This window comes from Sediminicola sp. 1XM1-17 (assembly GCF_037203765.1).
In the GTDB taxonomy this organism is placed as follows: Bacteria; Bacteroidota; Bacteroidia; order Flavobacteriales; family Flavobacteriaceae; genus Sediminicola.
The window spans coordinates 41,651-67,501 of the sequence record NZ_JBBCAS010000007.1 but is presented as its reverse complement, the minus strand read 5'-3'; the positions used below and the strand labels follow the sequence as shown (position 1 = coordinate 67,501).

The following is a 25,851-nucleotide window of genomic DNA, read 5'->3' as shown; positions in this document are numbered from 1 at the left end:
AAAAAAGCAAATGTAACTTTTTTATTAAGAAGCCCTTTTGATTTCCATTATAATATCTTGAACCCATTCCAATTGGTAGAATTGCGGATATTTTGCTTCAAAAATGGGAAGTTTTTCCACGTCCAATCTGATGGCTTTTGAAAAGGCGCTTTTTGCTTTCTGGGTCTTTTTCAAAAGGAGATGCACCCCTGTAACCGCAAACCATAATTTGGCCTCTTCTGGATAAAACTCAAGCCCCTGTTCCAAAATCTGAAGAGCAGATTCGGCATCGTTGCAATGCAGGACCACTTCGGTCCAAGAAAGCCATGTTTCCAATTCAAAATTACCAAGGTCAACAGCCTGCTTATAGGCGAAATCTGCTTCGTCGTACTTTTTGAGGGCCTTGTTGATTTTGGCACATTTCTTCCAATAGAGGGCATTCTCCTCATCAATATTAATGGCTTTATTGATATAATACAATGCCTTTTTGTAATCCTTTTTGCGGTAATAGAAATCTGTTATAGCCAACCAACCTTTGTCCAATAAAGGGTCCTCATGAACGGTATGATAGAAAAAGTGTTTCGCCAAATCGTCATTGTGAAGTTTCTCGTGACATTTACCTATCCTTAAATAGGCATGTGAAGTAGGATCTTCTATGGATATGGTTGTTTCATAATTCTCAATGGCCTCATTGTACCTGCCCAATTTTTCCAAAACCTTGCCCTTTTCAAAATAGGCCCCTATAAAGGTATCGTCAGAGATAATGGCAAAATCAAAGGAAGCCAAGGCTTCGTTCAACATCTTTTTGGCCATGTATTGTTTTCCCAATTGATGCCAAGCCACCTCACAATAGGGGTTTCTTTCCAGGTAATCGTTCAGGTATAGAATGGCGCCATCAAAATCCTCCATAAACTCAAAACAATAGATGACATTATAGAGGGAAGAGTAATCTTCCTGGTCAAAGGAAACACACATCATGAAATTTTCCTTGGCCAATTGAAAATTGTCCATGAACAGATATTCCATACCTAACAGGGAATGGATGTCAAAGCCGTCATCGGATAGTTCCAGGGCCTTGTGCAGTAAGATTACCGCAGCCTCGTGATTGTCCTTTTTTGAATAGATATTGGCCCTTTGAATATAGATCTCCTCATTGGTGCTATCCAGTAACTGAAGCTCATCCAACATTCTTTCAGCAACTTCCAGATTGTTTTCGAAAACCATTACCTCTACATCCAAGAGCTTCAATTCAATAGAGTCTGGATGTTGTTGCAAACCAATTTTTATAGCCTTCTTCCCCAAGGACACTTTACCATTGTTAAGGTAGTGGTGAATGATATCTTCGAAATCCTCCGCATCAAAAAAATAGACATCGTCCGTTTTCAACATGGATTCAAACTTAGCTATCGGCTGGCCTGGATTTTCGTTAGATTCTAACGCCATAAGAACTTTTTGGTTAAACTATATTTTTAAAATTACAGCTTTGATACCCTGTTTTTTGTAAATAGGGCCTTTATTATTAACAAATTAGTTAACAATTTATTATATATAATCGTTTAAAGCATTGAGGATTAGGTTGCATCCCTTCTCTATTTCCTCTTTGGAAATTGTCAGAGGAGGAGAGATTCGAACTGCTTTGGGTTCAAAAAGCAACCAGAACAAAATCAATCCTTTTTTGGCACAGGTAAGTACCACATGGTTGGTAATTTTTTCATTTTCAAGCATAACGGCGAGCATTAATCCTTTGCCGTTAATGGCTTTTATATGTTTGTGTTGCAAGAGCTCCCTAAAGATCGCCTCCTTCTCCAAGGTTTCTTGGATAAGCTTGGTTTCCGTAATTTCCTTCAATGTGGCAAGGCTTGCAGCGGCAATCACCGGATTGCCTCCAAACGTCGTAATATGCCCCAGTTTTGGCTGATCCTGCAATGTGGCCATCATCTCCTTTGATGCTACAAATGCCCCTACTGGAAGTCCGCCTGCCATACCTTTTCCAATAACAAGGATGTCGGGAACACAATTGTAATTCTCAAAGGCAAAGAGCTTGCCGGTACGACCAAATCCCGGTTGAATCTCATCCAAGATGAGTAGGGTCCCTGTTTCGTTGCACCTTTTTCTGACCTTGGTTAGATATCCATTCGTTGGCTGTAGGAAACCAGCAGCACCTTGAATGGTCTCCAAGATGACAGCAGCCGTTTTATGGGTTATTTTAGATATATCCTCCTCCTTATTATAGGCAATAAAGGAAATATCGGGGATGAGTGGCCGAAATACACTTTTTCTCGGTTCGTATCCCATCACGCTTAAACTGCCCATGGTATTGCCATGATAGGCTTGGTTGGCCGATATAATCTGTGATCTGCCCGTTACCCTTCTGGCCAATTTCAAAGCTCCTTCTATAGCCTCTGTCCCTGAATTCACCAGATAGGTGGTTTCTAAGGGGTAGGGCAGGTGGGATGCCAATAATTTCGCATACGCTACCGCTGGCTCTTGAATGTATTCCCCATACACCATTACATGCATGTACTTTTCTACTTGGTCCTGTACTGCTTGGACAACTTTGGGATGGCAGTGTCCGAGACTACATGCGGAAACCCCTGCCACAAAATCCAAATGGGCATTGCCTGCTGTGTCATAGATGTAACTGCCCTTGGCATGGGATATTTCCAATGCCAAAGGATGTGGCGTTGTTTGTGTCTGATATGTAAAAAAATCCTCTCTCATAGCCTACTTTATTGGGCAACAACCCTCAAGATCCACGTCTCGTCTGTGTATTGTCCAAAAAATTGGGTTTCACGTGCCTTATCGGCCTCCTCTTTGGTGTCATAGCGAGCCAAATACACATAGTTGTATTGGTTCATTTTGCGGAAAAACCATTTTGGTTCCAGTCCTTGTTCGCTGAGCATTCGCATGAATGCCTTGTAATTTTCCGTGTACTCAAAAACATTTGCCACCAAATAATAACCCGGAAAAAGTCCATCTTCATTGGCCACATCATCATAAAGGCCTTTCGTCTTTTGGTCCACGGCCACTGGAATCGTATCCTTCCTGTCGATCTTCTTAGTCGTAACTTTTGCTTTATCCTTAGTTTGGACTGTTATATTTTCCTTGACTTCTTGTTCTTTCTTTATTGGTTTTTTGGCTATTTCAGGGGTTGTTTTACCCTTCGGAGTTTCCTCAGTTTTCGGTGGAGCAATGGTGTCCATGGGATTGTCAATTCCATTGATTTTTACCAGTTTGATAGCATTGTCATCTGCATCAAAAATATCATCTTTGGTCCTTATGCGTTCATCCCCACGCCATATAAAGCCCTTAAGTTTTCTGCTATTGTTGGGTAGATCCTTTTCGGGATACACATCCCCATCCGGGTCGGTTATAAATGTGATATCCTCAATTTCATTGTTTTCCAACACAATATTAATGGCGCTGCAAATGGTCTTATTGATGCCGATAAGCTCCTCGTCGTCATTGTACATATAATAAATGACCTCTGTATTTTTAACTAGATCAATGTATTTCAATTTGTTATCCAAGAATTTTCCAAAAAGATCCTTTCCCTTGGCCTGGTTATAACCATCGTTGCTGATGGTATCCAACGATATGACAAAGGCATTGTTGAGCACTTTTAGGGAATCCAGTTTTTCGGTTTTTAAATCTGAAATTAAATGGATACTATCCCCCGTCATCTGATTTTCTCCATTCCAAATGACTGGCCTGGTGATCAACTGGGTGATTCCTGTTTTCTGGTCAAAATGGATAGAATCTGATTTACCACTGAGATCGGTCTTGTAAAACTTGGCATTCCTAAAGGCCCTTAATATTCTTTCATCTGGTTTTCCCGTGATCATTAGGGTATCCCCGTGCATATAAAGGGAATCGTTTTCAACTTTATTTATTGATACTGCACGTCTAGTTGCAAAAACAGAATCTTTGGCCTTATATACCTCTGCATAATGAGCCCTGATTATTCCTTTATTGATGGTATCGGTAATCTTGATATTATTGGTGGCCGAAGCAAATTCTGTTCTCTTATCGAAAAAGACACTATCGCCTTCAATAATTCTATTGTTATAATCTATTCGCGTATTTTTTATGCCATAGCCACTTTCAATCTTAGTATCGTAATATCCACGCTCACAATATATTTTATAGGCCTTGCCGGTAATGGTAGAAGGGCCGTACATATAGGCATTTTTAGAGGAGGTGTAATAATCCAGCTGCTTGGAATCAATCGTGTACTCGGAATTTTGAATATTGACACTTTTTAAAAACTGGTACTTTTTGGTCTCCATGTAATATTTGCCCACTTCACTGGTCAGGGTGTTGGCGGAATCTACAACGGTACCAAAATCCTGGTAATAGGCCTCCTGTTTTTCCCTATCGAACCGGAGCGTATCTGTTTTTAGGGTCATGTCAATATTGGTCAGGACCACATTTTCGTAGGCCTTGGCCAATTTCAGATTCCCGTTATAATCTATTTTGCCACTGGTCATGGTAACGGAATCCCCTTGCTGGAGCCGTACATTGTTTATGGCCTTAAGCCTGTTTTCTTTTTGATAGAAAATGGCCACGTCGCAGAATAGTACTGCTCCTTGGTGTTCAAATTGCACCTGCCTATCATCCTTACTAAAGATGGAGGCTCCTGGATATTTGGCCTCGTCCTTGGTAAAGTTAGCCCCGTAAACAATATTGATCTGTTTCTTTTGGGGTGTTTGGGATTGTGCCCTACCTACCGATACTAAAAGGAGTAGACCTATGGCTATTAAAAGTTTGTGCAATGCTTTAAATTTTGGTCAAAAATAGAATATTTTACCCGAGAATATTAAAGATTAGGATAGAATTAGTAATCCAGTAAAGTAAAAAAAGCCACTTTAAAGTGGCTTTTTTCTTATCTAACTATGGTTTGTGTTCTATCAGGTCCAACAGACACTATGGAAATTGGAACCTCCAATTCTTTTTCCAAGAAATTGATATAATCGTTCAAGGTTGCTGGCAATTCCCCAGCCTTGCTCATTTTGGTCAAATCCTTGGCCCAACCCTTCATTTCTGTATAAATAGGGGTCACATTTTCAGGCTCTATGTTATAGGGGAGATGGGTTATGGTCTTACCCTTGTAGTTATAGGCAGTACAAACTTTCAAGGTTTCAAATCCGCTCAGTACATCGGCCTTCATCATGATCAGTTCGGTAACCCCGTTGATCTCAACGGCATATTTAAGGGCAACCAGGTCCAACCAGCCACATCTTCTTGGCCTTCCGGTGGTAGCACCAAATTCGTTTCCAACGCGTCCCATGGTGGCACCGTCCTCATCGAAGAGTTCGGTAGGGAACGGACCACTTCCTACTCTAGTGGTATAGGCCTTAAAAATACCGAAGACCTTTCCTATCTTGTTTGGGGCAATCCCCAAACCGGTACAAGCTCCCGCTGCGGTAGTATTTGAAGAGGTTACAAAAGGATAGGTTCCAAAATCGATATCCAATAAAGATCCCTGAGCTCCTTCTGCCAATATTTTTTTGTTGTCCCTTTGTGCTTGGAAAATGGTTTCCTCACTATCAATAAAGGTCAGTTCCTTCAATGATTCTACAGCCGTCCAGAAATCATTTTCCAATTCTTTTAGGTCGTACTGAATGTCCACATTGTAAAAACCGATCATGTCCTCATGCTTATTGGCAAGGGCCCTGTATTTTTCTTTCCAATCGCTGAATTCCAGGTCACCTACACGCATACCGTTACGTCCGGTCTTGTCCATATAGGTAGGACCTATGCCTTTTAGGGTAGATCCTATCTTTGCCTTTCCTTTGGCAGTTTCAGAAGCGGCATCCAATAAACGATGGGTAGGTAATATCAAATGAGCCTTTCTAGAAATGAAGAGCTTGGATTTGATATCAATATTGAATTTCTTAAGATTTTCAAGTTCTTTTTTAAAGATAACGGGATCTATGACTACTCCATTCCCTACAATATTGATCGCATTTTTATGGAAAATACCTGATGGGATAGTGTGCAACACGTGCTTTATGCCATCAAATTCCAAGGTATGTCCAGCATTGGGCCCTCCTTGAAAACGTGCAATAATATCATAGTCTTTTGTGAGTACATCAACGATTTTTCCTTTTCCCTCGTCTCCCCACTGTAGTCCTAGTAGTAAATCTACTGCCATTAGTTGTAAATTGGTTAATTGTTTGAAATTTCTTCCTTGTTTTTAACACCGTAGAAGTACAAGGAATGATTGCTGATCTTAATATTGAAAACTTCTTCTATGGTCTTTTTGATAGATTGTATCCTTGGATCGCAGAACTCTATGACCTCCCCTGTATCGGTAAGGATCACATGGTCATGCTGTCTATCAAAATATGATTTTTCGTATTGTGCCTGGTTTTTTCCAAATTGGTGCTTGCGTACCAATTTGCAATCCAATAAAAGCTCAATGGTATTGTACAGCGTAGCCCGGCTCACCCTATAATTCTTGTTTTTCATATTGATATAGAGCGATTCTATATCAAAATGATCCTCACTTTCATAGATTTCCTGAAGTATAGCATAACGTTCTGGAGTTTTTCTATGTCCGTTCTCTTCAAGAAAGGCGGTGAAAACGTTTTTTACAATTTCTTGGTTCTTGTTAGTACCCATAAAGATTTTGCTGCATTCAGCTGCAAATGTACAGCTAAAATTTAAATTCTGCTTACTTTGTCTATTCCCTTAAGCTGCTTTAAATTTTCAATCAATTTTTTGAGAATGCCATTGTTTTTTACGACCACCGTAATTCTTCCGGTAAATGTGCCCCCATCCGTACTAAAATTTAGATTTCTCATGTTCACGTGCATATGATCAGAAATTACTTCTGTAACATCGCTTACCAATCCCAGGTCATCTATCCCCGTAAGTTGGATTTCTGCCGTAAACTCTTCTTGGCTGCTATCGATCCATTTGGCGCTGATAATGCGATAGGCATAGTTGGATTGAAGGGCTATGGCGTTGGGACAGTTTTTTTTGTGCACCTTGATACCTTCGTTGACACTTACAAAACCAAAAACATCATCCCCTGGAATAGGGTTGCAGCATTGGGACAGCTTGTATGCCAACTTTTCCTCCTCCTTGCCGAATACTAGAATATCATACTTGGAGGTTATTTCATCTTTGTTGATATCCTCCGGAACGTGATGTCTTCTTATTTTGTTCTTAAAGAAACTGATAAAGGCATTGCTATAGGAGGAAGCAAAATCCTTCAGCATTTGGTTGTCAATAGCACCGATACCCACCCTATAAAAAAGATCCAGGCTGGTTTTCAACTTGAAAAAGATGACCATTTTATTGATGGTATCCTCGTTCAGGGTTATTTTCTGAGATTTAAGTTTTCTTCTCAGTACCTCTTTGCCATCTAGGGCAATGGTTTTCTTCTCCTCTTTTAGTGAGGATTTGATCTTGGACCTTGCCCTTGCCGTTGTGGCGTAATCCAGCCAGCTTTGGCTTGGCTTGGCCTGTTCAGAAGTGATAACTTCCACTTGGTCCCCACTGTGAAGGGTAGTGTTCAAAGGCACCAACTTACCGTTTACTTTGGCACCTCGAGTTTTCATGCCTACCTCGGTATGGATATTAAAAGCAAAATCCAAAGGGGTAGCGCCTTTTGGGAGCGATTTTAATTCTCCTTTGGGGGTAAAAACGAATATTTCCTTGGAATAGAGGTTCAATTTAAATTCCTCAACAAAATCCACGGCATTGGTATTGGCATTTTCAAGGGCTTCCTGTAACCTGTTCAGCCACATTTCAAGACCTTGTTCCTTTTGTTCCCCATGCTTGTACTTAAAATGGGCGGCATACCCTTTTTCCGCAATCTCGTGCATTCTTTCGCTACGTATCTGAACTTCCACCCATTTGCCCTTTGGGCCCATGACGGTGATGTGAAGCGCTTCGTAACCCGTAGATTTTGGGGATGAGATCCAGTCCCTCAATCGCACTGGGTTGGGAGTGAAGTGATCCGTTACGATGGAATATATTTTCCATGCCAAAAATTTCTCGTTGCGCCGATCCGATTTATAGATGATCCTTATGGCGAATTTGTCATAGATTTCGTCAAAGGGGACATTTTGCATCTTCATTTTCCTGCGAATGGAAAAAATGGATTTCATTCGGCCTTTGATGATATAGTTGAGGCCTTCCTTGTCCAAAGAATTGCTGATTACACCGGAAAATGCATCTATATAGGCTACCTGTTCCTCTTTGGTCTCCTCAATTTTTCCTAGGATGTCATTGTAAACCTCGGGTTCGGTATATTTCAGACTTAGATCCTCTAACTCTGTTTTTATATTGTACAACCCAATTCTATGGGCCAGTGGTGCATAAATGTATAAGGTCTCGGATGCAATTTTCACCTGCTTGTCCTCCGGCATGGAATCCATGGTGAGCATATTGTGGTAGCGGTCGGCGATTTTTATGATGATCACCCTTACGTCATCGTTCAGGGTCAGCAACATTTTCCTGAAGTTTTCCGCCTGCTGGGAAATGTTCATGTCCTTTTTAAGGTGGGCTATCTTCGTCAGTCCGTCTACAATTCGGGCAACGGTTTCCCCGAACATACGCTCAATGTCCGCTAAGGTATAGGCCGTGTCCTCTACCACATCGTGTAATAGGGCAGAAGCAATGGAAACAGCATCAAGACCAATTTCCGAAGCTACAATTTTGGCCACCGCGATGGGATGAAAAATATAGGCTTCCCCTGATTTCCTTCTTTGTTCCTTATGAGCATCTACGGCCACGTCAAATGCAGAGCGTATCAATTTTTTATCCTCAACGGATAAAGTTTGATAGCTAATACGCAATAACTCCTTGTATTGCTTAGCAATTTGCTTGTTTTCTTTTTCTATAGCAGCTTCCGTCATCATATTTTAAAAATAAGATAAACTTTTATAGCAACCAACAAAAATTATGCCTTTAAATTACGGATTCTGGCGATCAGCGGGGGGTGTGAGTAGTGCATGAATACATAGGCAGGATGCGGCGTGAGGTTACTCAAACTATTTTTTGACAGCTTTTTTAAGGAGCTCACCAATGGCATGGCCGCGAAGGTGTCTTTTGCAAAATCGTCGGCCTCATATTCAAATTTTCTGGAAAGAAAATTCATGACCAACCCTGTGATTTCAGAAATTGGACTGTATAAGATTCCGAACCCGATCAATGCGGCATGGAAACTCGGTTGGGAGACTCCGATGGCCAAAGAAACTTGGGGGTTGTTGATGAAAATTGAAAGAATGAATAAGGTGATCCCCGTAAGCACCAAGGATGCAAGCAGGTTGAAAATAATATGTTTTCTTTTATAATGGCCCACCTCATGGGCCAAAACGGCAACAATCTCATCTTCCTCCAGATCGTTGATCAGGGTGTCGTAAAGTGTCACCCTTTTTTGTTTTCCAAATCCGGAGAAGTAGGCATTTGCTTTCGTAGATCTTTTTGATCCGTCTATTACAAAAATGTTTTTGAGTTCAAAGCCTACATTTTTGGCATAGGTTTCCAATTTTTGTTTTAACGAACCTTCCTCCAAAGGGGTCTGTTTGTTGAACATGGGCACTATCAATTTACTGTAGAACATGTTCATGAATACCGAAAATAGGGCAACGACGGCCCAGGTATATATCCAGAAATTGGATCCGGCCCACTGGAAGAACCAAATAACCAGCGCCAATATGCCGCCCCCCAGAATTATGGTCATTAGCCAACCTTTCAACTTATCCAGAAAAAATAATTTTTTGGTACTCTTGTTAAATCCGAATTTTTCCTCAATTACAAAGGTTTGATAGTAGGAAAATGGTGTGGACAAGAGATCGCTCCCAATCATAATGATGCCAAAAAACAACAAGGCCACCACAATAGGATTGTCCGAAATATTTCGTGCCATGGAATCGATCCACTCGAAACCACCGAAAGTCAAAAATCCTAGGGTCAGGATAAAAGTGAAGGTGGAGGTCACCAATCCAAATTGGTAATTGGTCTTTTTATAGCGCTGGGACTTTTCATATTCCTTGGAATCAAAAACATCATTCAATTCTTGGGGCACAGGGTCTTGGTATCTTTTGGAATTCAGATAGTCCAGAATAGTTTCCAGTATGAACTGGGCACTTAGAATGCCTATGATGATATAAAATAAAATACTGCTGTTCATGAATTTGAATTTTTGGGGAAACAAGAAAGCGTATGTGCCTATTTTTGGAAGTAATCTCCTTTTTTTTGGGTCTTATTGGGTATCCCTTTGCCTTTTTGCCTCAAATATAACTATTGCTGCCGATACGGATACATTCATGGAGTCTATTTCACCTTCCATCGGTATTATGATGTTTTTGGTGGAATTTTCGAGCCATTCAGATGATAAACCGGTAGCTTCCGTACCTACAATGATTGCCGAAGCTTCATCATATTTCACCTTTGTATATTTTTCCGAAGCGGTAAGGGCGGCACAGTAAAGCGCAATATTGTTCTTCTTAAGAAATGCAATTACCTCTTCTGTGGTACCAACGCCAACTTGATTGGTGAAAATACAACCTACACTAGATCGTATGATATTGGGATTGTAGAGATCGCCTTTGGGATTGGCGATGATCACAGCATCCAAATTGGCGGCATCTGCCGTACGCAATAGCGCACCTATATTACCCGGTTTTTCTGGAGCTTCCGCAACCAATATCAAGGGGTGCTTGCTCTTGAATTCCAAGCTGTCAAGAAAGTGGGGTTTGGATTTGGCAATGGCCAAAATGCCTTCTGTAGTTTCCCTGTAGGCCAATTTCTGATAAATTTCCTTGGAAATTTCTACTAAGACCTCCTGACCCACAGTTTGACCCAAAAGTTTAAGGACTTCATTCCGGGCAATAATATCCGAATAAAAGAAAACAGTCTCCAGTTCATAATCGCCCTTAACGGCCAATTGAAGTTCCCGAACTCCTTCCAATACAAAACACCCCGTTTTTTTACGTTCGCGGGATTTTTCCTTAAGGGTCATTGCCTTTTTGACCAGTGGGTTTTGCAGGCTACTGAGGTACTTGTCTTCTGTCATTGGCACAAAAATAATCTAATCCCGTAAACAAATGCCGCCGCTTACGACAAATTGTGAAAATCAAAATCAAGACTACATGAAATACGCATTACTAGTAATGCTCTTTGTTGGATTAATTTCCTGTAAGGAGGAGAAAAAAACCGAGCAACCAACGATGGAAGTTGAGGAAACCACCCAAGTAGAACAGATAGATCTCCGCAAGTACCCGCAGGGTTTGGTAAAAATTTTTGATGCCCATGGTGGACTCCAAAATTGGAGAAACAAAAAAAGTTTGGTCTACCAAATCCCAAAGCCTGAAGGTGCAGAAATCCATACCACTAACCTATATTCCAGAAAGGATAAGGTAGAAGGGGCCGATTTTTCCATGGGCTTCGATGGGAAACAAGTTTGGTTGTTGGATTCTGACAATACCTATAAGGGAGATCCTGTATTCTACCATAACCTTATGTTTTATTTTTATGCCATGCCCTTTGTATTGGCCGATGACGGAATTGTTTATGGTGATTCGAAAGATGTGGTGTTCGAGGGGAAGACCTTTCCGGGTATCAGTATCTCTTACAATCCAGGTGTTGGTACTTCTTATAAAGATGAATATTTTATCCACTACGATCCCGAGACCTTCCAAATGGCCTGGCTGGGGTATACCGTGAGTTATAGGAGTGGGGAAAAGTCCGATCATGTTAAATGGATCCGTTATAATGATTGGATGAAAGTATCGGATGTAGTACTGCCAAAATCCATTTCTTGGTATTCCTACGAAGGTAAAACTATGAAAGAAAGCCAGAATACGGTTCCTTTTGAAAATGTGATATTGAGCGAAACGGCAAAGCCGGACTCTTTCTTTGAAAAACCTGGACAAGCAAAATTTGTGGAAGGCAAGGTTCAAGAATAATACTGCTTTAAAAATGAAAAATCCCTGTAAACAAGGTCAATTGTCTACAGGGATTTTTGTTTTAGGAAATATCGGGCTTATTTACCGCTGTATTTTCCCATATATCGCTTCCATAGTTCTGTTTGGTGCGTTTCCAAAGAAAGCATACGCCCATCAATAAAGGCATGGCTCAATTTATTGGTACGCATGTCCAGGGCATCTCCCTCAGATATAAAAAGGGTTGCACTTTTACCGATGGCTAGTGAACCGTACTGATCATCTATGCCCAATATTTTTGCTGTATTGGAAGATATCAGTGCCAAGGCCTTTTCTTTATCCAATCCCTGTCCGGCTACCTGACCAGCATAGAAGGGCAGATTTCTCGCCTGGAAATTGGCGGCGCTAATGTTTTGAATTCCTACCAATAACCCGGCATCGGTCAACAACTTGGGTAGTTTGTAGGGAAGGTCATAATCATCATCATCCAAATTTGGAAGATCATGTGGTAGGTTTACCAATACTGGAACATTTTGTTCCTTTAAGAAATCGGAAATCTTTAGCGCATGGTAGCCACCAACGATGACCACATTTTTAATGCCCATATTTTTTAGATTGGTAACGGCATCAATCATTTCCTTCTCCCCATTGGCGTAAACATACAATCTCTGTGAGCCTTCAAAAACGCCTTTCATGGCAGCAAAAATCGGATTTAGCTCAGAAGAAGTTCCTTTGTTGTACGCTGCGGCATTTTGAACAAAAACCTCAATTTCACTCACATCCTTCGTGTAATCTTTATTGGGCTGTAGTCCTCTGGCTTCACCTTCCCACCAACGGCCTCTTCTAAAGGTGTTCGGCCAGTTTAAATGGATGCCGTCATCTTTCTTTACCGCGGCATCCTCCCAGTTCCATGCGTCGAACTGTACCACCGAAGAGGTTCCTGATATCCTGCCACCTTTTGGAGATATCTGTCCCAACAACACGCCATTTGGGCGCATGCTTTCTACAACTTTGGATTCAGCATTATAGGCAATCAAACTGCGTACGTGAGGGATCATTTCACCAATTTCATCTTGGTCATCACTTGCTCTTACAGCATCCACTTCCACAAGACCCAAAGAGGAACAGGGAGTTATAAAACCCGGATAGATGTGTTTTCCCGCTGCGTTGATAACAGTTCCTTTGGTCTGGGTTTCGGGACCGCCAAGAGCAGTTATCTTTCCATTTTCGAAAACCAACGTAGTGTTTTCCATGACAGTGCCATCCCCAATATGGGCCGTGGCACCGGTGATGGTTATTGCTTCTGTTTGCGCAGAGGCCGGTGTCTGTTGTCCAAAGCCAAGCGTACTTGCCAAGACCAACATCACTAAAGGTATATATATTCTAATATTCATGTCTTTTATCTTTATCGTTTTAGACTTCATCAAGTTGCTTATAGGCTATCACAGTGAAGGAGCCTGTTCTCTTTTTTTACAGGAGTTTGCGTGGCATTGCCACCGTCCTTTTCTTTCAACATCATATTGATCAGGGTATTGCGCTGTTGGTCTATGGATTGTCTCAATTGCTTGTCCTTCTCCAGATCAAAATAAACAGCACCATCAATAACGGTCTTTTCGGCCTTGGCATAGATGGACAACGGATGGTCGTTCCATAATACTACATCAGCATCCTTGCCCTCCTTGATACTTCCTACGCGGTTATCTATATGTAATAATTTAGCTGGGTTTATGGTTACCATTTTCCAAGCTTCCAATTCGGTCATGCCACCATATTTCACTGTTTTTGCAGCTTCTTGGTTCAACCTTCTGGACATTTCGGCATCATCACTGTTAATGGCCACGGTTACACCCTGACTTTGCATGATGGCTGCGTTGTAGGGGATAGCATCGTTCACCTCGTACTTGTAGGCCCACCAATCACTGAAGGTAGATCCACCAACACCGTGCTCGGCCATTTTATCGGCGACCTTGTAACCTTCTAGGATATGGGTAAAGGTGTTCACCCTAAAACCAAATTTCTCGGCAACCTTCATCAACATATTTATTTCACTCTGTACATAAGAGTGACAGCTAATAAAGCGCTCCCCATTCAAGATTTCGGCAATGACCTCCATCTCCTCATCGTAACGGTAAGGTTGTCCACTTTTCTTTTTGGCATCATATTCCTTTCCTCTTTGGAAATAGTCCATGAAAACCTGCTCAACACCCATTCTGGTCTGTGGGAAACGGTTAAAACTTCCCCAATTGGATTGTTTGACATTCTCTCCCAAGGCAAACTTTATGAATTTTGGGGAATTGCTATAGATCATGTTGTCTGCAGTTTCTCCCCATTTAAGTTTGATGATGGCAGAACGACCTCCAATAGGATTGGCAGATCCGTGCAGTATTTGGATGGAGGTAACCCCACCGGCAAGATCTCTATAGATACCAACATCTTCAGGGTCAACAACATCTTCCATCTTTACCTCTGCTGATGAATTCTGTCCACCTTCATTGACGGCAAGAGCGGCAATATGACTGTGTTCGTCGATTACTCCGGCAGTAAGGTGTTTTCCAGTGGCGTCAATCACTTTTGCCCCACTGGCACTAAGATCCTTACCAATCTTGGAAATTTTGCCATTTTTAATAAGGACATCCGTATGCTCTAAAATACCGGTATCCTCACTGGTCCAAACAGTTGCATTTTTAAAGAGCATGGTTTCTTGGGCCGGTTTGGTGGCATAGCCATGACCTACGTTAGGGTAGGTAACTGGAACCACAACAGGAGCTTCCTTCTCTTTTTGCTCTTTTTCTTTTTCTGTATACCCTTTGGTCTTGATGGCATTGAAGGTAGCTTCTTTTCCATTGGGCATTATTAGGCGGCCACCGATATTGTCCGTAGTTGGAACCACTAGGGCGGTCATTCTGTATATTTTGGCGCCTTCATCCGTATTGAAGCTAAGATCCAACCAATTGTCCCCATAACTGATTTTGGATTTCAGTTTAACGGTGTCCTGGGTGATTTCGGATTTTAATTTATTTACCTCACCGGTAATGGAAAGCTTGTAAACAATGCCACTTATGGATAGATCGTAATCCCCACGGATATCTTTCTGATCTTTACTGTTCACAATATTTTTGGTTCCCTGTACCCAATTTTCATATAGGGTAGTTTCTTTTTCAAAAATATCTCCGGAAGTGATCAGGAAATTGGCATAGCTCCCAGGGGTAAGCGATCCAATTTTGTTTGATTTTCCCAAAATTCCCGCAGGTACGGTGGTCAAGGCTTCCAAGGCTTTTGTTTTGGATAGTCCATGTTCTATGGCCTGCATCAATTTGTCCTTGAATGCTGATGGAGATTTTAGATCATACAATGTCAATGAGAACGGTATCCCATTTGCTTCCAGGATCTTGGGATTGGCAGGAGCTTGGTTCCAATATCTCATATCTTCCAAAGTAACATAGGAAGCTTGGTACGGGTTGGAAACATCATAGGCATCCGGGAAATTTATTGGAAGAATGTATTTTGCGTTGGTACCTTTAATCTCATTGATGCTCTCGTATTCGTTCCCTCCTCCAAGAATTACATATTGTACATTATTGGCATCCCCAATTTTATCTGCCCTCAGGGCATTTCCTTTGTCCTTGGCTTCAAAAATGGAAACCAATCCTTTGTTTTTGTTCAAGGCTTCCAGAGAAAGGTCCTTGGTCTTGGAGTTACCTTTGGCGTACCAATCGGCATCGCTGTACATCTGTCTCAACAAGGCCATGGAACCCATTAGTGAAGAGGGATAGGCTTGTGTTTTGGCTATGCTCTTATCAAATGAAAAATACTGTGCCGAGGCGTCATCCAAGATTCTGTCCGCATCATTCCCTGCGCCGTTCAAGGCTACCAAAATTCCAGTGCCCCTTGCGATACCATCCTGTATATGGGAATTGACTACACCAAAACCAGCTTCGCGCATTTCTTTGGCTTTTTTGTCATCGTATTTGAAAACAGAAATGGCTTTGTTCTCGGGCATAACATGGTCATTCCAATAGTAACCTTCCCTAGAGGGCTCATACTCCCCACTTCTGCCGCCACCTGAGGCCTTTTTTGGTTTTTCTACCCCAAAATCGGAATAGATGTCAATAAAGGAAGGGTAGATCGATTTCCCATTGAGGTCTATGACTATGGTGCTTTTCGGTAGGTTCACCGTTTTGGCAGCTTGGACCACTTTTCCATTTTGAATCAGTAATGTGCCCCCATCAATGATCTGGGTTGGAGTTACATAAATTTTGGCATTGGTAAATGCCGTGTAGTTGTTGTTCGTTGTTTTTACGCCATCATTTTTAGGAAAATAATCTTGTGCAAACAAAGTTGTGCTCGACCATATGATGGCCAAGACTAGAAGTCGCATTTTCATTTTAATTTAGGTGTTATTAGATTAGTCCCTTTAAAGGTAAAATTCTTAGGACTTTTTTAACGGCTATTCACTTTTATTTAACACTATAAGGGGTGTTGTTGGTGATAATTTATCAAAAGTGATACCACGGCATTATAGCTTTCTATTCCTTTATCCTGGTTGTTGGCTTTTAAAAAAGTATCGAAAATGGATTTAAAAACTGGTTCTGCCGGATTTTCATAGGACAACCAGAAATCTGATATTTCTTGGTAGTTTTTTTTGACCCCTTCATTTAGTTTGGCCATGAACAAGTCAAATGTTGCTTCATCCCTTTTTTTTATATCGGACAGGCAGTAGGCCAGCGCATAGGAATAGGCAGAATATTTAAAATAGATATCACTATTGGAAGAAGTGACCAGGTAGCCAATAAAATTGGTCTCATTTTCTGCCGAATAGCCCAATTGGTGTCCCACCTCGTGGGCAGCGACCACGGGGTATCTAAAATTGGGGAGTAGCGCATTCACCTGTGCCTCGTTGGTAAACGGGTTTAAATATCCTCCGTAGCCCATATAGGAAAGCCCAGTGCTAAAGAGGGAATTCTTAAGACTGGGCCGTTGGTAATGAAAAATTGAAATTCGAGAATCCAGTTTTTGGTAGCCCGCTATTGTTTTTTTTAAAATCTCCTTTTTAGAATAGGGAACTATGACCTTTTGTGTACTGTCCGTTGTGATCAGCAACTGAGTTTCGTTGGTTTTGTCGATGAGCTTTTCAACAAATAATACCATCTGTTCACTGGAGTTGGATTCTTCCAAGGCCAGGGTCTCGCTTAACGGGATCCTATAATAATTAAATCCCCAAAGCAGATGGAAGGTAAAATAAGCAGTTGATATGACCACAAAAACATTTCGAAAGAATGCCCTGGGCTCTTGTTTTATTTTTTTTCTTCTTAGAATCAAATATCGAAATAGGGCAATAACCAATAGGGCATAAATAATATCCCCCAAGGAAAAAGGGATCCAGCCAAAAACGGTTCTGGATATTTTTGAAAGAAAGGGATACAAACCCAAACTATAATAGGTTTCTATGAATTGTGGATAGCGTCCCAGCCATTTGACCAATATGATCTGTGGGATAATGGACAGGGCAATACTATTTTTCAATCGGTTGTTCATCGAGTCAAAAATAACCAATCGGAATCAGTAATTATTGACCAATGCTCTAATTAAATGTTAAATGGACAGAACAGTGGCATAGTCATTTTTCAATCCGTATTTTTGGGTACATTTTTATAGCATATTATGAGCAAGGAAGTACGTCAATTGGAGCCTACAAACGTTTGGAACAAATTCGCTGATTTGAATGCTGTTCCACGGCCCTCAAAAAAGGAGGAAAGAGTTATACAGTTTATGTTGGATTTTGGTAAATCCTTGGGTTTGGAGACCTTTAAGGACGAGGTTGGTAATGTCATCATACGCAAACCTGCAACGTCCGGAATGGAACATAAAAAAATGGTGACACTGCAGTCGCACTTGGATATGGTGCACCAAAAAAATGCCGATACCATTTTCGATTTTGATGCTCAAGGCATTGAGATGAAGGTTGAAGGGGATTGGGTTAAGGCCAAAGGGACAACCTTGGGAGCCGATAATGGTATGGGTGTGGCGGCCATTATGGCCCTGTTGGAAAGTGATTCCGTGGAGCACCCTGCTTTGGAGGCCTTGTTCACGATTGATGAAGAAACTGGGATGACAGGGGCAATGGGACTGAAAGCTGGTGTGCTGAAAGGTGAGATTTTGCTTAATCTGGATACGGAGGAAGATGATGAGATAGACATAGGCTGTGCCGGTGGCATAGATGTTACGGCTAGGAGGCGGTATATGGAGTTGGATGTACCCAATAACCAAATTGCGTATGCCATAACTGTAAAAGGGTTGCAAGGAGGTCATAGTGGTATGGATATCCACAGGGGATTTGGCAATGCCAATAAAATAATGAACAGGCTGTTGTTCTCGGCAGGGGAGCGCTTTGAAATTGGAGTTTCCGAGATCAATGGGGGAAGTCTCCGCAATGCCATACCCAGAGAGAGTTTTGCAGTAATTGTTGTCCACGAAAAGTTTATGGACAATTTTGAGAAAACGATACTGGAACTGGCAGGTACCATTAAGGATGAGCTGAAGTATATGGAACCAAACTTGTATGTAGGTATAGAACAGGTTGCTGTCCCAGCTTCCATGATGGAGCCAGATGCACAGCAGAAGTTGATAAGGGCTATTTATGCCGCTAAAAATGGGGTTTATGCCATGAGTGCTGCCATGGACGACTTGGTGGAAACCTCCAATAATATAGCTAGGGTAGTAGCTAAAGATGGTCATTGTGAAGTAATGTGCTTAACAAGATCTTCGGTTAATTCGGCCAAATTGGACTTGGCAAATTCCTTAAGATGCGCCTTTGAACTCGCAGGCTGTGAGGTGACCCTCAGTGGAGATTATCCAGGGTGGAATCCCAATCCTGACTCGGCTATCTTAAAAGTCCTTGAAAATAAATACAAAACCGTATTCGGTGAAGGCGCCCATGTTGTTGCCTGCCATGCTGGCCTGGAGTGTGGAATTCTTGGGAAGAACTATCCAGATATGGATATGATCAGTTTTGGACCTACCATCAAGGGAGCCCACTCTCCTGATGAAAGGGTAAGCATCAGCTCGGTTCAAAAATTCTGGAAATTCCTATTGGAGATATTAAAGGATGTTCCAAACAAATAAAGGGCTCTTGGCTCCTATTATTTGTTGTAAATTTTTTGGATAACTCGCTTATATTTAGTAATTTAAAGATTGTCTTAAAATGAACTAATTATGGGAATCAAGAGTTTTCAAGGACCAATGAAACCTAGGGAAGCCAAGGATGAGGTCTCGTTAAAGGTCAGTGATTATATGACCAAAAAGCTAATAACCTTTAAACCGGAGCAGTCCGTGGAGGAGGTAATAGTCCAATTGATCAAAAATAGGATTTCAGGTGGGCCGGTCGTCAATGATAATTATGAGCTCATCGGAATGATATCCGAAGGGGACTGTATTAAACATATCAGTGAGAGCAAATATCACAATCTGCCCGGTGAGACACGTACTGTGGGCCAGCATATGATTTCCAATGTGGAGACTATAGATGGCAACATGGATATATTTGATGCGGCCAATAAATTTTTACAGGCCAAACGTAGAAGATTTCCAATTGTGGAAAACGGTGTGTTGGTAGGTCAGATCTCTCAAATGGACATCCTAAAGGCTACCATAGAATTAAAGTCGCAAAGCTGGAAGTAAATAGATGATCAATTTATTCGGCATTACAGAAATAAACAAAAAAAGCTCGCAATTTGCGAGCTTTTTTTATACGTTAAATAAATTTTTATTGTGCTATTCCAGTAATTTCCAGGTCAAAGACCAGATCGGCATTTGGTGGAATTACATTTCCAGCTCCCGATGGTCCGTAACCCAAATGTGAAGGGATGAACAAACGTATCTTGTCGCCCACCTTCATGGTCAAAAGACCTTCTCTGAAACCGGCGATCAATCTGGCATCTGGACTGTAATCCATAGGAATGGCCTCATAACCTCCTCCGACTTTTCTTCTCTCGTCAAACTTTCCGTATTTCGTGGCAACTGCCTCAACGTTACTGTCGAACAATTCTCCTGTTTCCAAATAACCTGCGTAGTAAACATTGACTTGTTGGCCCATTTTTGGAGTTTCTCCGGTCCCTTCCTGTATAGTGTAAATCTGTAATCCGGATGCCAAAGTTTCAGCAACTTCTTTTTGCTTTTCAACTTCAGCGGAGAAATCGGCCTTCATTTTTTCCATGGCCTTTAATTTTTCCTCTTCCTCGGCAAAATAATCGGTCATGATCTTCACGGCATCAAACTTTTTTGCTTCCTTGCCATTGCGGATGATCTCCACTTTTTCCATAACGACATCCTCAATAGGTCTGTCCTTGGTCATGGGTTCCATGGAAGTTTCCACGTTGGCAATACTGTCAACTACTTCCAATCCTTCCACAACTTCTCCAAAGACAGTATGTCTTCCGTCCAAGAACGGGGTTTCTTTATGGGTGATAAAGAACTGGCTGCCATTGGTGGTAGGTCCAGAATTCGCCATAGACAGGATTCCCGGTTTGGAATGGGTGAGTGAGTCATTGAACTCATCCTTGAATTTATATCCTGGATTTCCCCTTCCGGTTCCTGAAGGGTCACCGCCCTGTATCATAAAGTCTTTGATGACCCTGTGGAAAACAAGTCCGTCGTAGTATTTTTTTCCCTTTAAGCTATCGCTAACAAATGGACTGGTACCTTCTGCCAAGGTGACAAAATTGGCAACGGTAACAGGTGTCTTTTCACTTTCCAATTTGATGATGATGTCGCCTTTGTTGGTTTGGATGTTGGCAAACAACCCATCTCCCAGGTCGGCATGTTTACTGGATTTACAACTGGTAAGGGCCATGGCCACGGCCAAGAATAATACGTATGTTCTTTTCATTTTTTGATTTAATTTAATTTTGGATACTGTCTTGTTGAGTTTCTATTTTAAAAAGGGTAATGGTTGATTTTAAAGGAATGTTGGTCCCTATCTTTTTATTGTCCCCATGGTAGCCAAAGGCTAGGGATGAAGGGAATAAAAATGTGGCAGTTTCACCTTCCTTTAAAAGTTTTATGCTATTCCTCAAACCGGGGAAAAGGTTTTGTTTGTCCACCTTGTACTGTATGGTACCCAATTCCTCGCTCCTGTATATGGTATCATTGGAGAAACTCACCAGATTATAGGTGAAACTCACCAGATCATCTGGTTTTGGGGTATATGTCAAAGAATCATTTTTTTGGTCATAGTAAAACCATGATCCCTTGGAACTGCTCTGATAGGTGTGCGCGGTATCTTTGGCTATAATTTCTTTGATCATTTTTTCCTCAAGGGCCAAAAGTTCTTTGTTTCGCTTTATGGATTCCTTGAAAAAACTACCTGTACGAACCTTTATCGGTCTTCTTGGTTCGGCTTCCTGGCAAGATGCCAGAGACATCCCCAAGATTAAAACGGCTAAAAAATATCTCATGCTTTCAATTGTTCTTTATAATTTTTCAAGAGCGATACAAAATATGCCGTGGTCTCCTCTAAGGATACGTCACTTTTTCCCCCAGCAGCATTGGTGTGTCCGCCACCCTGAAAGTGTTTTTTTGCAAATTCGTTCACCGAGAAATCTCCTTCGGATCTAAAGGAAATCTTTATGATTCCATCTTCTTTATTTTCAATAAAAATGACAGCCAAACAGATACCGTCCAGCGTAAGTCCATAATTGACGAAACCTTCCGTATCCCCTTTTTTATAGTTGTTGGTGTCGAGCTCCTCCTGGCTCAATGTGATGTAGGCCGTATGGAAATCTTCCAAAATGACCATGTTTTTTAGGGCACAGCCCAATAAGTGCAATCGGCTAGGAGTATTGGTGTCAAAAACCTTATTGTGGATTTGCGTATTGTTGGCGCCTTTGTCAATCAGGTCTGCGGCAACCCTATGGGTTCTACTGGTGGTGGAGTTAAATTTAAATGAACCGGTATCCGTCATGATACCCGTATAAAGACAATTGGCAATATCCTCATTGATTTGATCCCTGTGGCCCAAAAATTCTATAAAATTATATACCATTTCACAGGTAGAGCTCATACTGACATCGGAATACATGATATCTGCATAGTCACCTGGTGCCTGGTGGTGGTCGATCATGATAAAGGTGGCCTGTGCTTCTTCCAGAAATGGCTGCATTTGGTCTATTCTTCCCAAGTGGTTGAAATCCAATGTAAAGATTATGGTTGCTTCTTGTATAAGCCGCTTGGCGTGTTGTGTGTCCTTTTCAAAATTGACGATATGCTCATTGCCGGGTACCCATTTTAAAAACTTTGGATAGTCATTGGGAGAAATTACAGTTGCTTCCTGTCCCCTATTTTTAAGGTAGTGGTATAGCCCCATGGTGGAGCCAATGGCATCCCCATCGGGGTTTTTATGTGGTACAATTACAATTTTTTGAGGCGTTGAGAGTAAAGCCTCGGTTGCTTTAATATTCTTCAAATTCATGGGGGCTAAGATACAATTTTATAACATAGACCTTATTCTTAAAAGCCTTATTTTTGAGCGTGCAATTAAAACAAAATTAGATGGAAAAACTATCAATTTACCTCATTTTGATGCTTCTGTTCGTTGGATGTAAATCTATTGCTGTAAATAGTGTGCCAAGGCCGAACGAGTCCGATTTTACGATAGCCTTCGGATCATGTAACAAGAGCAATGCCAAAAACCCATTATGGGACGATATATTGGCTGCACAACCTGATGTGTGGATTTGGGGCGGAGATATTGTTTATGCCGATACGGACAATAGGGAGAAGCTACGGGAAATGTATATGGAGCAAGATAGTGTAGAAGGGTATGCTCTATTAAAAACTAAAGTGCCTGTAATTGGTACATGGGACGATCATGACTATGGTCTGAACGATGGAGGTGTGGAGTTCAAGGGCAAAAAGTGGAGCCAGCAGGAATTTTTGGATTTTATGGATGTCCCTGCGGAGAGTCCTAGAAGAACAGGGGAAGGTATTTATACCGCCCATGATTATATATTGCCAAAAGGCAATATAAAGGTAATTGTGCTGGATACGCGATATTTTAGGACGGCCCTTACTCCAGATAGAGAAACCAGTAAGCGAAACAAGCCCAATGAATATGGGGAAGGAACACTATTGGGGCCTGAGCAGTGGGAATGGTTGGAGCGTACCTTGAAATCTTCCACAGCCGATTTTAATATCATTGTGAGCAGTATCCAATTTTTGTCGAACGAGCATGGATTTGAGTGTTGGGGGAATTTTCCCCATGAGGTGGATAAATTGAAAAGTTTGATTGTTTCCTCTGAAGCCAAGGGGGTAGTGCTTTTGAGTGGCGATAGGCATATTTCAGAATTTTCAAGGACTATGGTAGATGGACTTTCGTATCCCCTGATAGATTTTACCAGTAGCGGACTTACCCATGTCTACTCAAGTTACTCGGGAGAGCCCAACCCCTACCGGGTGGGGGAGGTAGTTGCAAAGAAAAGTTTTGGGATATTGAATTTCGACTTCAACCTAAAAAAGGTCCTTTTTAAGATGGTTGGTGATCAAGGAGAATTGTATGGAGAACTAGAACAAACCTATTAAGACTTGCGGGTTAATATATAAAGCGTATTTTTGCGCAAAATTTAAAAAGAGATGACTACAAACAGAACATTTACCATGATTAAGCCCGATGCGGTTGAGAATGGACATATCGGTGCGATTTTGGAAAAAATCACTTCTGCAGGTTTTAAAATTGCGGCTATGAAATATACGCAGTTGAGCTTAAGGGACGCACAAGAATTTTATGGAGTACACAGAGAGCGTCCGTTTTTCGGAGAATTGGTTGAATTTATGACCAGAGGTCCTATTGTGGCTGCTATCTTGGAAAAAGAAAATGCAGTTGAAGATTTTAGAGCCCTTATCGGTGCAACCAATCCTGCAGATGCTGCTGAAGGAACTATCCGTAAGTTATACGCTACTTCCATTGGGGAAAATGCGGTACACGGTTCTGATAGCGATGAGAACGCAGCTATAGAAGGTGCTTTTCATTTTGCAGGTAGAGAGATCTACTAAGACGAAACCATAATAATTTTAAGGCCTACAGGTAATTCTTGTAGGCTTTTTTTGTTAACGCAAGACCAATTTTTTCACCAGCTCCTTGCCCAGTTCCTCATTGATCATGGTGATTATCTTGGATTTTCCATGACTTAACTCTTCACGGAGCACAGAGGAGGAGAGCGATACAAATAAGGTCTCGCTTCTTAACTCGATGGCGGTAGTGTAATTGTTCACCCCATTGCCCATAAGATTGGTCCAAGCTTCGCGAACATTGACCTTATCCATGCCGTTCTGCAATTTGTTCACTTTGATGAATTCCTGCAAAGCCTCACTTAATGGGATATTGTCGTTTTTTCTTTTGGACATTATTCGTTGATATTTATAGGTTCGTATCGTTTGTAATGATAGGTGACCCCTTCCTTGTTGACTACAGAAAACTGATGCTGGGAAAGGGAGGTCAAAAGCTCGCTCCATTCACTGTAGTCGTTCTTGTAATATATCTCGTAGGATTCTCCTTTTTGCCGGATGGTAAAAGATTCTGCATCGTCATTGGCAAAATAGGTACCTTTCAACGTAGGTTGCACCTTTTTTCTAATCCCTTTAAGGTTGGCCGTTTCAATAAAATCTATGGTGGTATTGGCCTTGTATTCCTTGGTAGAGCCATCCGGAAACACTACCTCTTTGATTTCCCAATATCCGTTCAGTTTGGACAGATCACTTTCGGAAATGTTCTGTTGGCAGCTCATTAGGCATATCAAGGCAAATATGGAGAGTAGGGTTCTCATGTTATAATTTAAAAATTTTATAGGACTTGTGAATCGTTTTTACAACTTCTTCCGTTCGGTCGGCGTGGGTATCGCTGATAAATATCTGCCCAAAATTATCATCGTCTACGAGACTGACAATATGTGCGACCCTTTTTTCGTCCAGTTTGTCAAAGATATCATCCAAAAGTAGAATCGGAGTAGTTTTTGCCTGGTTTTTTATAAAGTTGAATTGGGCCAATTTCAGTGCGATCAGGAAAGATTTCTGTTGTCCTTGGGAACCAAATTTTTTAACGGGAAATCCATCAATTTCAAAATTGAGGTCATCCTTATGGACCCCAACGGAAGTGTACTGTAGCGCCCTGTCCTTCTCCAGACTCCCTTCCAATAGGGAAAGAAGGCCGTCTTGCTCTAATTTACTGTCATAATGGATGTGAACAACTTCCTTGCCTCCTGAAATAACTTCATATTGTTCCCTGAATATGGGTATGAAAGCCTCTAGGAAGGCCACTCTTTTGCTGTGGATTTCTGAGCCGTACAAGTCCAACTGTTCATTGTAAACCGCAAGGGTGGTGCGATCGAAAGTGTGGTTGGCGGCAAAATATTTTAAGAGGGAGTTTCGTTGGGCAAGCACCTTGTTATAGTTCATAAGGGCAGACAAATAAGGCTTGTCTGATTGGGAAATGACTCCATCGATAAATTTTCTCCGGGTATCGCTGCCTTCAATAATAAGGTCCCTGTCTGCGGGTGAAATAATGACCAAGGGTAAGAATCCGATATGGTCCGACAGTTTGTCGTAGGCCTTGCCATTGCGCTTTACGACTTTTTTCATGCCCTTTTTTAGGCTGCAAATGATTTTTTCTTCCCTGCCTTCTTTTTCATATTCCCCATCGATGACAAAAAAATCCTCCCCGTGTTTTATATTCTGGGTGGCTACCGGATTGAAATAGCTCTTGCTAAAGGAAAGGTGGTATATGGCATCCAGTATATTGGTCTTGCCTATTCCATTCGGACCAACAAAACAATTTATCTTATGATCAAATTCGAAGTTTTGGGTGCTGAAATTCTTGTAATTTATGAGTGCTAATTTTTTCAGAAACATTCCGTGGGGTAACAATTTTATTTTTCAGTAGCTAAGTATCGTGCAAATTATCGAAAAATAACGAATAAATAAC

Annotated in this window: 21 protein-coding genes and 1 pseudogene; 5 read left to right on the top strand and 17 right to left on the bottom strand. The window is 41.4% G+C overall.

Going from position 1 to position 25,851, the window contains the following annotated elements:
- Nucleotides 1–24: 24 nt before the first annotated feature.
- From WAA86_RS11485 to WAA86_RS11450, 8 genes and pseudogenes are all read right to left on the bottom strand, one after another.
- On the bottom strand, nt 25–1,422 hold the full coding sequence (locus WAA86_RS11485; RefSeq protein ID WP_337301153.1) for a tetratricopeptide repeat protein: 1,398 nt from the start codon (nt 1,420–1,422) through the stop codon (nt 25–27).
- Nucleotides 1,423–1,521: 99 nt separating this feature from the next.
- Nucleotides 1,522–2,700: an aspartate aminotransferase family protein gene (locus WAA86_RS11480; RefSeq protein WP_337301152.1), complete on the bottom strand. Its 1,179-nt coding sequence runs from the start codon at nt 2,698–2,700 to the stop codon at nt 1,522–1,524.
- A 425-nt stretch (nt 2,701–3,125) separates the two neighbouring features.
- A pseudogene (locus tag WAA86_RS11475) lies at nt 3,126–4,733 on the bottom strand (OstA-like protein); the annotation flags it as partial.
- Between the two features lie 131 nt (nt 4,734–4,864).
- Entirely contained in the window at nt 4,865–6,136 is a 1,272-nt protein-coding gene (locus tag WAA86_RS11470; RefSeq protein WP_337301151.1) for an adenylosuccinate synthase, read from the bottom strand.
- 14 nt (nt 6,137–6,150) lie between these two features.
- Complete coding sequence (locus tag WAA86_RS11465; RefSeq protein WP_337301150.1) at nt 6,151–6,606, bottom strand: Fur family transcriptional regulator; 456 nt, start codon at nt 6,604–6,606, stop codon at nt 6,151–6,153.
- 41 nt (nt 6,607–6,647) lie between these two features.
- Nucleotides 6,648–8,852 carry a RelA/SpoT family protein gene (locus WAA86_RS11460; RefSeq protein WP_337301335.1) on the bottom strand — a complete coding sequence of 735 codons (2,205 nt, stop codon included), beginning with the start codon at nt 8,850–8,852 and terminating at the stop codon, nt 6,648–6,650.
- Nucleotides 8,853–8,896: 44 nt separating this feature from the next.
- Complete coding sequence (locus WAA86_RS11455; RefSeq protein WP_337301149.1) at nt 8,897–10,129, bottom strand: M48 family metallopeptidase; 1,233 nt, start codon at nt 10,127–10,129, stop codon at nt 8,897–8,899.
- 72 nt (nt 10,130–10,201) lie between these two features.
- Nucleotides 10,202–11,014, bottom strand: coding sequence for a TrmH family RNA methyltransferase (locus WAA86_RS11450; RefSeq protein ID WP_337301148.1), 813 nt, complete (start codon nt 11,012–11,014; stop codon nt 10,202–10,204).
- Between the two features lie 76 nt (nt 11,015–11,090).
- On the opposite strand from WAA86_RS11450, the gene WAA86_RS11445 reads away from it, so the two are divergent.
- The gene (locus WAA86_RS11445; RefSeq protein ID WP_337301147.1) at nt 11,091–11,906 is read left to right on the top strand and encodes a hypothetical protein; all 816 of its coding nucleotides are present in this window, start codon (nt 11,091–11,093) and stop codon (nt 11,904–11,906) included.
- A gap of 77 nt (nt 11,907–11,983) precedes the next feature.
- Here WAA86_RS11445 and WAA86_RS11440 read toward each other — a convergent pair whose 3' ends face one another.
- From WAA86_RS11440 to WAA86_RS11430, 3 genes are all read right to left on the bottom strand, one after another.
- Nucleotides 11,984–13,276, bottom strand: a complete 1,293-nt coding sequence (locus WAA86_RS11440) for an amidohydrolase family protein (RefSeq protein ID WP_337301146.1) — start codon at nt 13,274–13,276, stop codon at nt 11,984–11,986.
- Between the two features lie 38 nt (nt 13,277–13,314).
- Nucleotides 13,315–16,266 carry an amidohydrolase family protein gene (locus tag WAA86_RS11435; RefSeq protein ID WP_337301145.1) on the bottom strand — a complete coding sequence of 984 codons (2,952 nt, stop codon included), beginning with the start codon at nt 16,264–16,266 and terminating at the stop codon, nt 13,315–13,317.
- An 83-nt stretch (nt 16,267–16,349) separates the two neighbouring features.
- The gene (locus WAA86_RS11430) at nt 16,350–17,417 is read right to left on the bottom strand and encodes a DUF3810 domain-containing protein (protein WP_337301144.1); all 1,068 of its coding nucleotides are present in this window, start codon (nt 17,415–17,417) and stop codon (nt 16,350–16,352) included.
- Nucleotides 17,418–17,543: 126 nt separating this feature from the next.
- Here WAA86_RS11430 and WAA86_RS11425 point away from each other — a divergent pair, with 126 nt between their 5' ends.
- Nucleotides 17,544–19,004 (top strand): aminoacyl-histidine dipeptidase, encoded by a 1,461-nt coding sequence (locus tag WAA86_RS11425; RefSeq protein ID WP_337301143.1) that lies wholly within the window; start codon nt 17,544–17,546, stop codon nt 19,002–19,004.
- A 90-nt stretch (nt 19,005–19,094) separates the two neighbouring features.
- Nucleotides 19,095–19,559, top strand: coding sequence for a CBS domain-containing protein (locus WAA86_RS11420; protein WP_337301142.1), 465 nt, complete (start codon nt 19,095–19,097; stop codon nt 19,557–19,559).
- Between the two features lie 85 nt (nt 19,560–19,644).
- Here the strand turns inward: WAA86_RS11420 and WAA86_RS11415 are convergent, their stop codons facing one another.
- Genes WAA86_RS11415 through WAA86_RS11405 form a run of 3 tightly spaced genes read right to left on the bottom strand, consistent with a single transcriptional unit; the run spans nt 19,645 to nt 22,347 of the window.
- The gene (locus tag WAA86_RS11415; protein WP_337301141.1) at nt 19,645–20,766 is read right to left on the bottom strand and encodes a peptidylprolyl isomerase; all 1,122 of its coding nucleotides are present in this window, start codon (nt 20,764–20,766) and stop codon (nt 19,645–19,647) included.
- A 13-nt stretch (nt 20,767–20,779) separates the two neighbouring features.
- The gene (gene gldI, locus WAA86_RS11410) at nt 20,780–21,334 is read right to left on the bottom strand and encodes a gliding motility-associated peptidyl-prolyl isomerase GldI (protein WP_337301140.1); all 555 of its coding nucleotides are present in this window, start codon (nt 21,332–21,334) and stop codon (nt 20,780–20,782) included.
- Nucleotides 21,331–22,347: a DHH family phosphoesterase gene (locus WAA86_RS11405; RefSeq protein WP_337301139.1), complete on the bottom strand. Its 1,017-nt coding sequence runs from the start codon at nt 22,345–22,347 to the stop codon at nt 21,331–21,333. The genes gldI and WAA86_RS11405 overlap by 4 nt, the downstream gene beginning before the upstream one ends.
- Nucleotides 22,348–22,427: 80 nt before the next feature.
- Here WAA86_RS11405 and WAA86_RS11400 point away from each other — a divergent pair, with 80 nt between their 5' ends.
- Nucleotides 22,428–23,456, top strand: coding sequence for an alkaline phosphatase D family protein (locus WAA86_RS11400; RefSeq protein WP_337301138.1), 1,029 nt, complete (start codon nt 22,428–22,430; stop codon nt 23,454–23,456).
- 51 nt (nt 23,457–23,507) lie between these two features.
- A complete protein-coding gene (locus WAA86_RS11395; RefSeq protein WP_337301137.1) occupies nt 23,508–23,927 on the top strand; it encodes a nucleoside-diphosphate kinase in 420 nt (139 codons plus the stop codon).
- Between the two features lie 54 nt (nt 23,928–23,981).
- Here the strand turns inward: WAA86_RS11395 and WAA86_RS11390 are convergent, their stop codons facing one another.
- Genes WAA86_RS11390 through recF form a run of 3 tightly spaced genes read right to left on the bottom strand, consistent with a single transcriptional unit; the run spans nt 23,982 to nt 25,778 of the window.
- Nucleotides 23,982–24,278 (bottom strand): DUF721 domain-containing protein, encoded by a 297-nt coding sequence (locus WAA86_RS11390; RefSeq protein ID WP_337301136.1) that lies wholly within the window; start codon nt 24,276–24,278, stop codon nt 23,982–23,984.
- On the bottom strand, nt 24,278–24,697 hold the full coding sequence (locus WAA86_RS11385) for a hypothetical protein (protein WP_337301135.1): 420 nt from the start codon (nt 24,695–24,697) through the stop codon (nt 24,278–24,280). Before WAA86_RS11385 ends, WAA86_RS11390 begins: the two co-directional genes overlap by 1 nt.
- A 1-nt stretch (nt 24,698) precedes the next feature.
- A complete protein-coding gene (recF, locus tag WAA86_RS11380) occupies nt 24,699–25,778 on the bottom strand; it encodes a DNA replication/repair protein RecF (RefSeq protein WP_337301134.1) in 1,080 nt (359 codons plus the stop codon).
- Nucleotides 25,779–25,851: the final 73 nt, after the last annotated feature.

Excerpts from the sequence above, each read along its gene's own strand:
- WAA86_RS11485 (WP_337301153.1), bottom strand. The coding sequence starts at position 1,422 with ATGGCGTTAGAATCTAACGAAAATCCAGGCCAGCCGATAGCTAAGTTT.
- WAA86_RS11480 (WP_337301152.1), bottom strand. The coding sequence starts at position 2,700 with ATGAGAGAGGATTTTTTTACATATCAGACACAAACAACGCCACATCCT.
- WAA86_RS11470 (WP_337301151.1), bottom strand. The coding sequence starts at position 6,136 with ATGGCAGTAGATTTACTACTAGGACTACAGTGGGGAGACGAGGGAAAA.
- WAA86_RS11465 (WP_337301150.1), bottom strand. The coding sequence starts at position 6,606 with ATGGGTACTAACAAGAACCAAGAAATTGTAAAAAACGTTTTCACCGCC.
- WAA86_RS11460 (WP_337301335.1), bottom strand. The coding sequence starts at position 8,852 with ATGACGGAAGCTGCTATAGAAAAAGAAAACAAGCAAATTGCTAAGCAA.
- WAA86_RS11455 (WP_337301149.1), bottom strand. The coding sequence starts at position 10,129 with ATGAACAGCAGTATTTTATTTTATATCATCATAGGCATTCTAAGTGCC.
- WAA86_RS11450 (WP_337301148.1), bottom strand. The coding sequence starts at position 11,014 with ATGACAGAAGACAAGTACCTCAGTAGCCTGCAAAACCCACTGGTCAAA.
- WAA86_RS11445 (WP_337301147.1), top strand. The coding sequence starts at position 11,091 with ATGAAATACGCATTACTAGTAATGCTCTTTGTTGGATTAATTTCCTGT.
- WAA86_RS11440 (WP_337301146.1), bottom strand. The coding sequence starts at position 13,276 with ATGAATATTAGAATATATATACCTTTAGTGATGTTGGTCTTGGCAAGT.
- WAA86_RS11435 (WP_337301145.1), bottom strand. The coding sequence starts at position 16,266 with ATGAAAATGCGACTTCTAGTCTTGGCCATCATATGGTCGAGCACAACT.
- WAA86_RS11430 (WP_337301144.1), bottom strand. The coding sequence starts at position 17,417 with ATGAACAACCGATTGAAAAATAGTATTGCCCTGTCCATTATCCCACAG.
- WAA86_RS11425 (WP_337301143.1), top strand. The coding sequence starts at position 17,544 with ATGAGCAAGGAAGTACGTCAATTGGAGCCTACAAACGTTTGGAACAAA.
- WAA86_RS11420 (WP_337301142.1), top strand. The coding sequence starts at position 19,095 with ATGGGAATCAAGAGTTTTCAAGGACCAATGAAACCTAGGGAAGCCAAG.
- WAA86_RS11415 (WP_337301141.1), bottom strand. The coding sequence starts at position 20,766 with ATGAAAAGAACATACGTATTATTCTTGGCCGTGGCCATGGCCCTTACC.
- gldI (WP_337301140.1), bottom strand. The coding sequence starts at position 21,334 with ATGAGATATTTTTTAGCCGTTTTAATCTTGGGGATGTCTCTGGCATCT.
- WAA86_RS11405 (WP_337301139.1), bottom strand. The coding sequence starts at position 22,347 with ATGAATTTGAAGAATATTAAAGCAACCGAGGCTTTACTCTCAACGCCT.
- WAA86_RS11400 (WP_337301138.1), top strand. The coding sequence starts at position 22,428 with ATGGAAAAACTATCAATTTACCTCATTTTGATGCTTCTGTTCGTTGGA.
- WAA86_RS11395 (WP_337301137.1), top strand. The coding sequence starts at position 23,508 with ATGACTACAAACAGAACATTTACCATGATTAAGCCCGATGCGGTTGAG.
- WAA86_RS11390 (WP_337301136.1), bottom strand. The coding sequence starts at position 24,278 with ATGTCCAAAAGAAAAAACGACAATATCCCATTAAGTGAGGCTTTGCAG.
- WAA86_RS11385 (WP_337301135.1), bottom strand. The coding sequence starts at position 24,697 with ATGAGAACCCTACTCTCCATATTTGCCTTGATATGCCTAATGAGCTGC.
- recF (WP_337301134.1), bottom strand. The coding sequence starts at position 25,778 with ATGTTTCTGAAAAAATTAGCACTCATAAATTACAAGAATTTCAGCACC.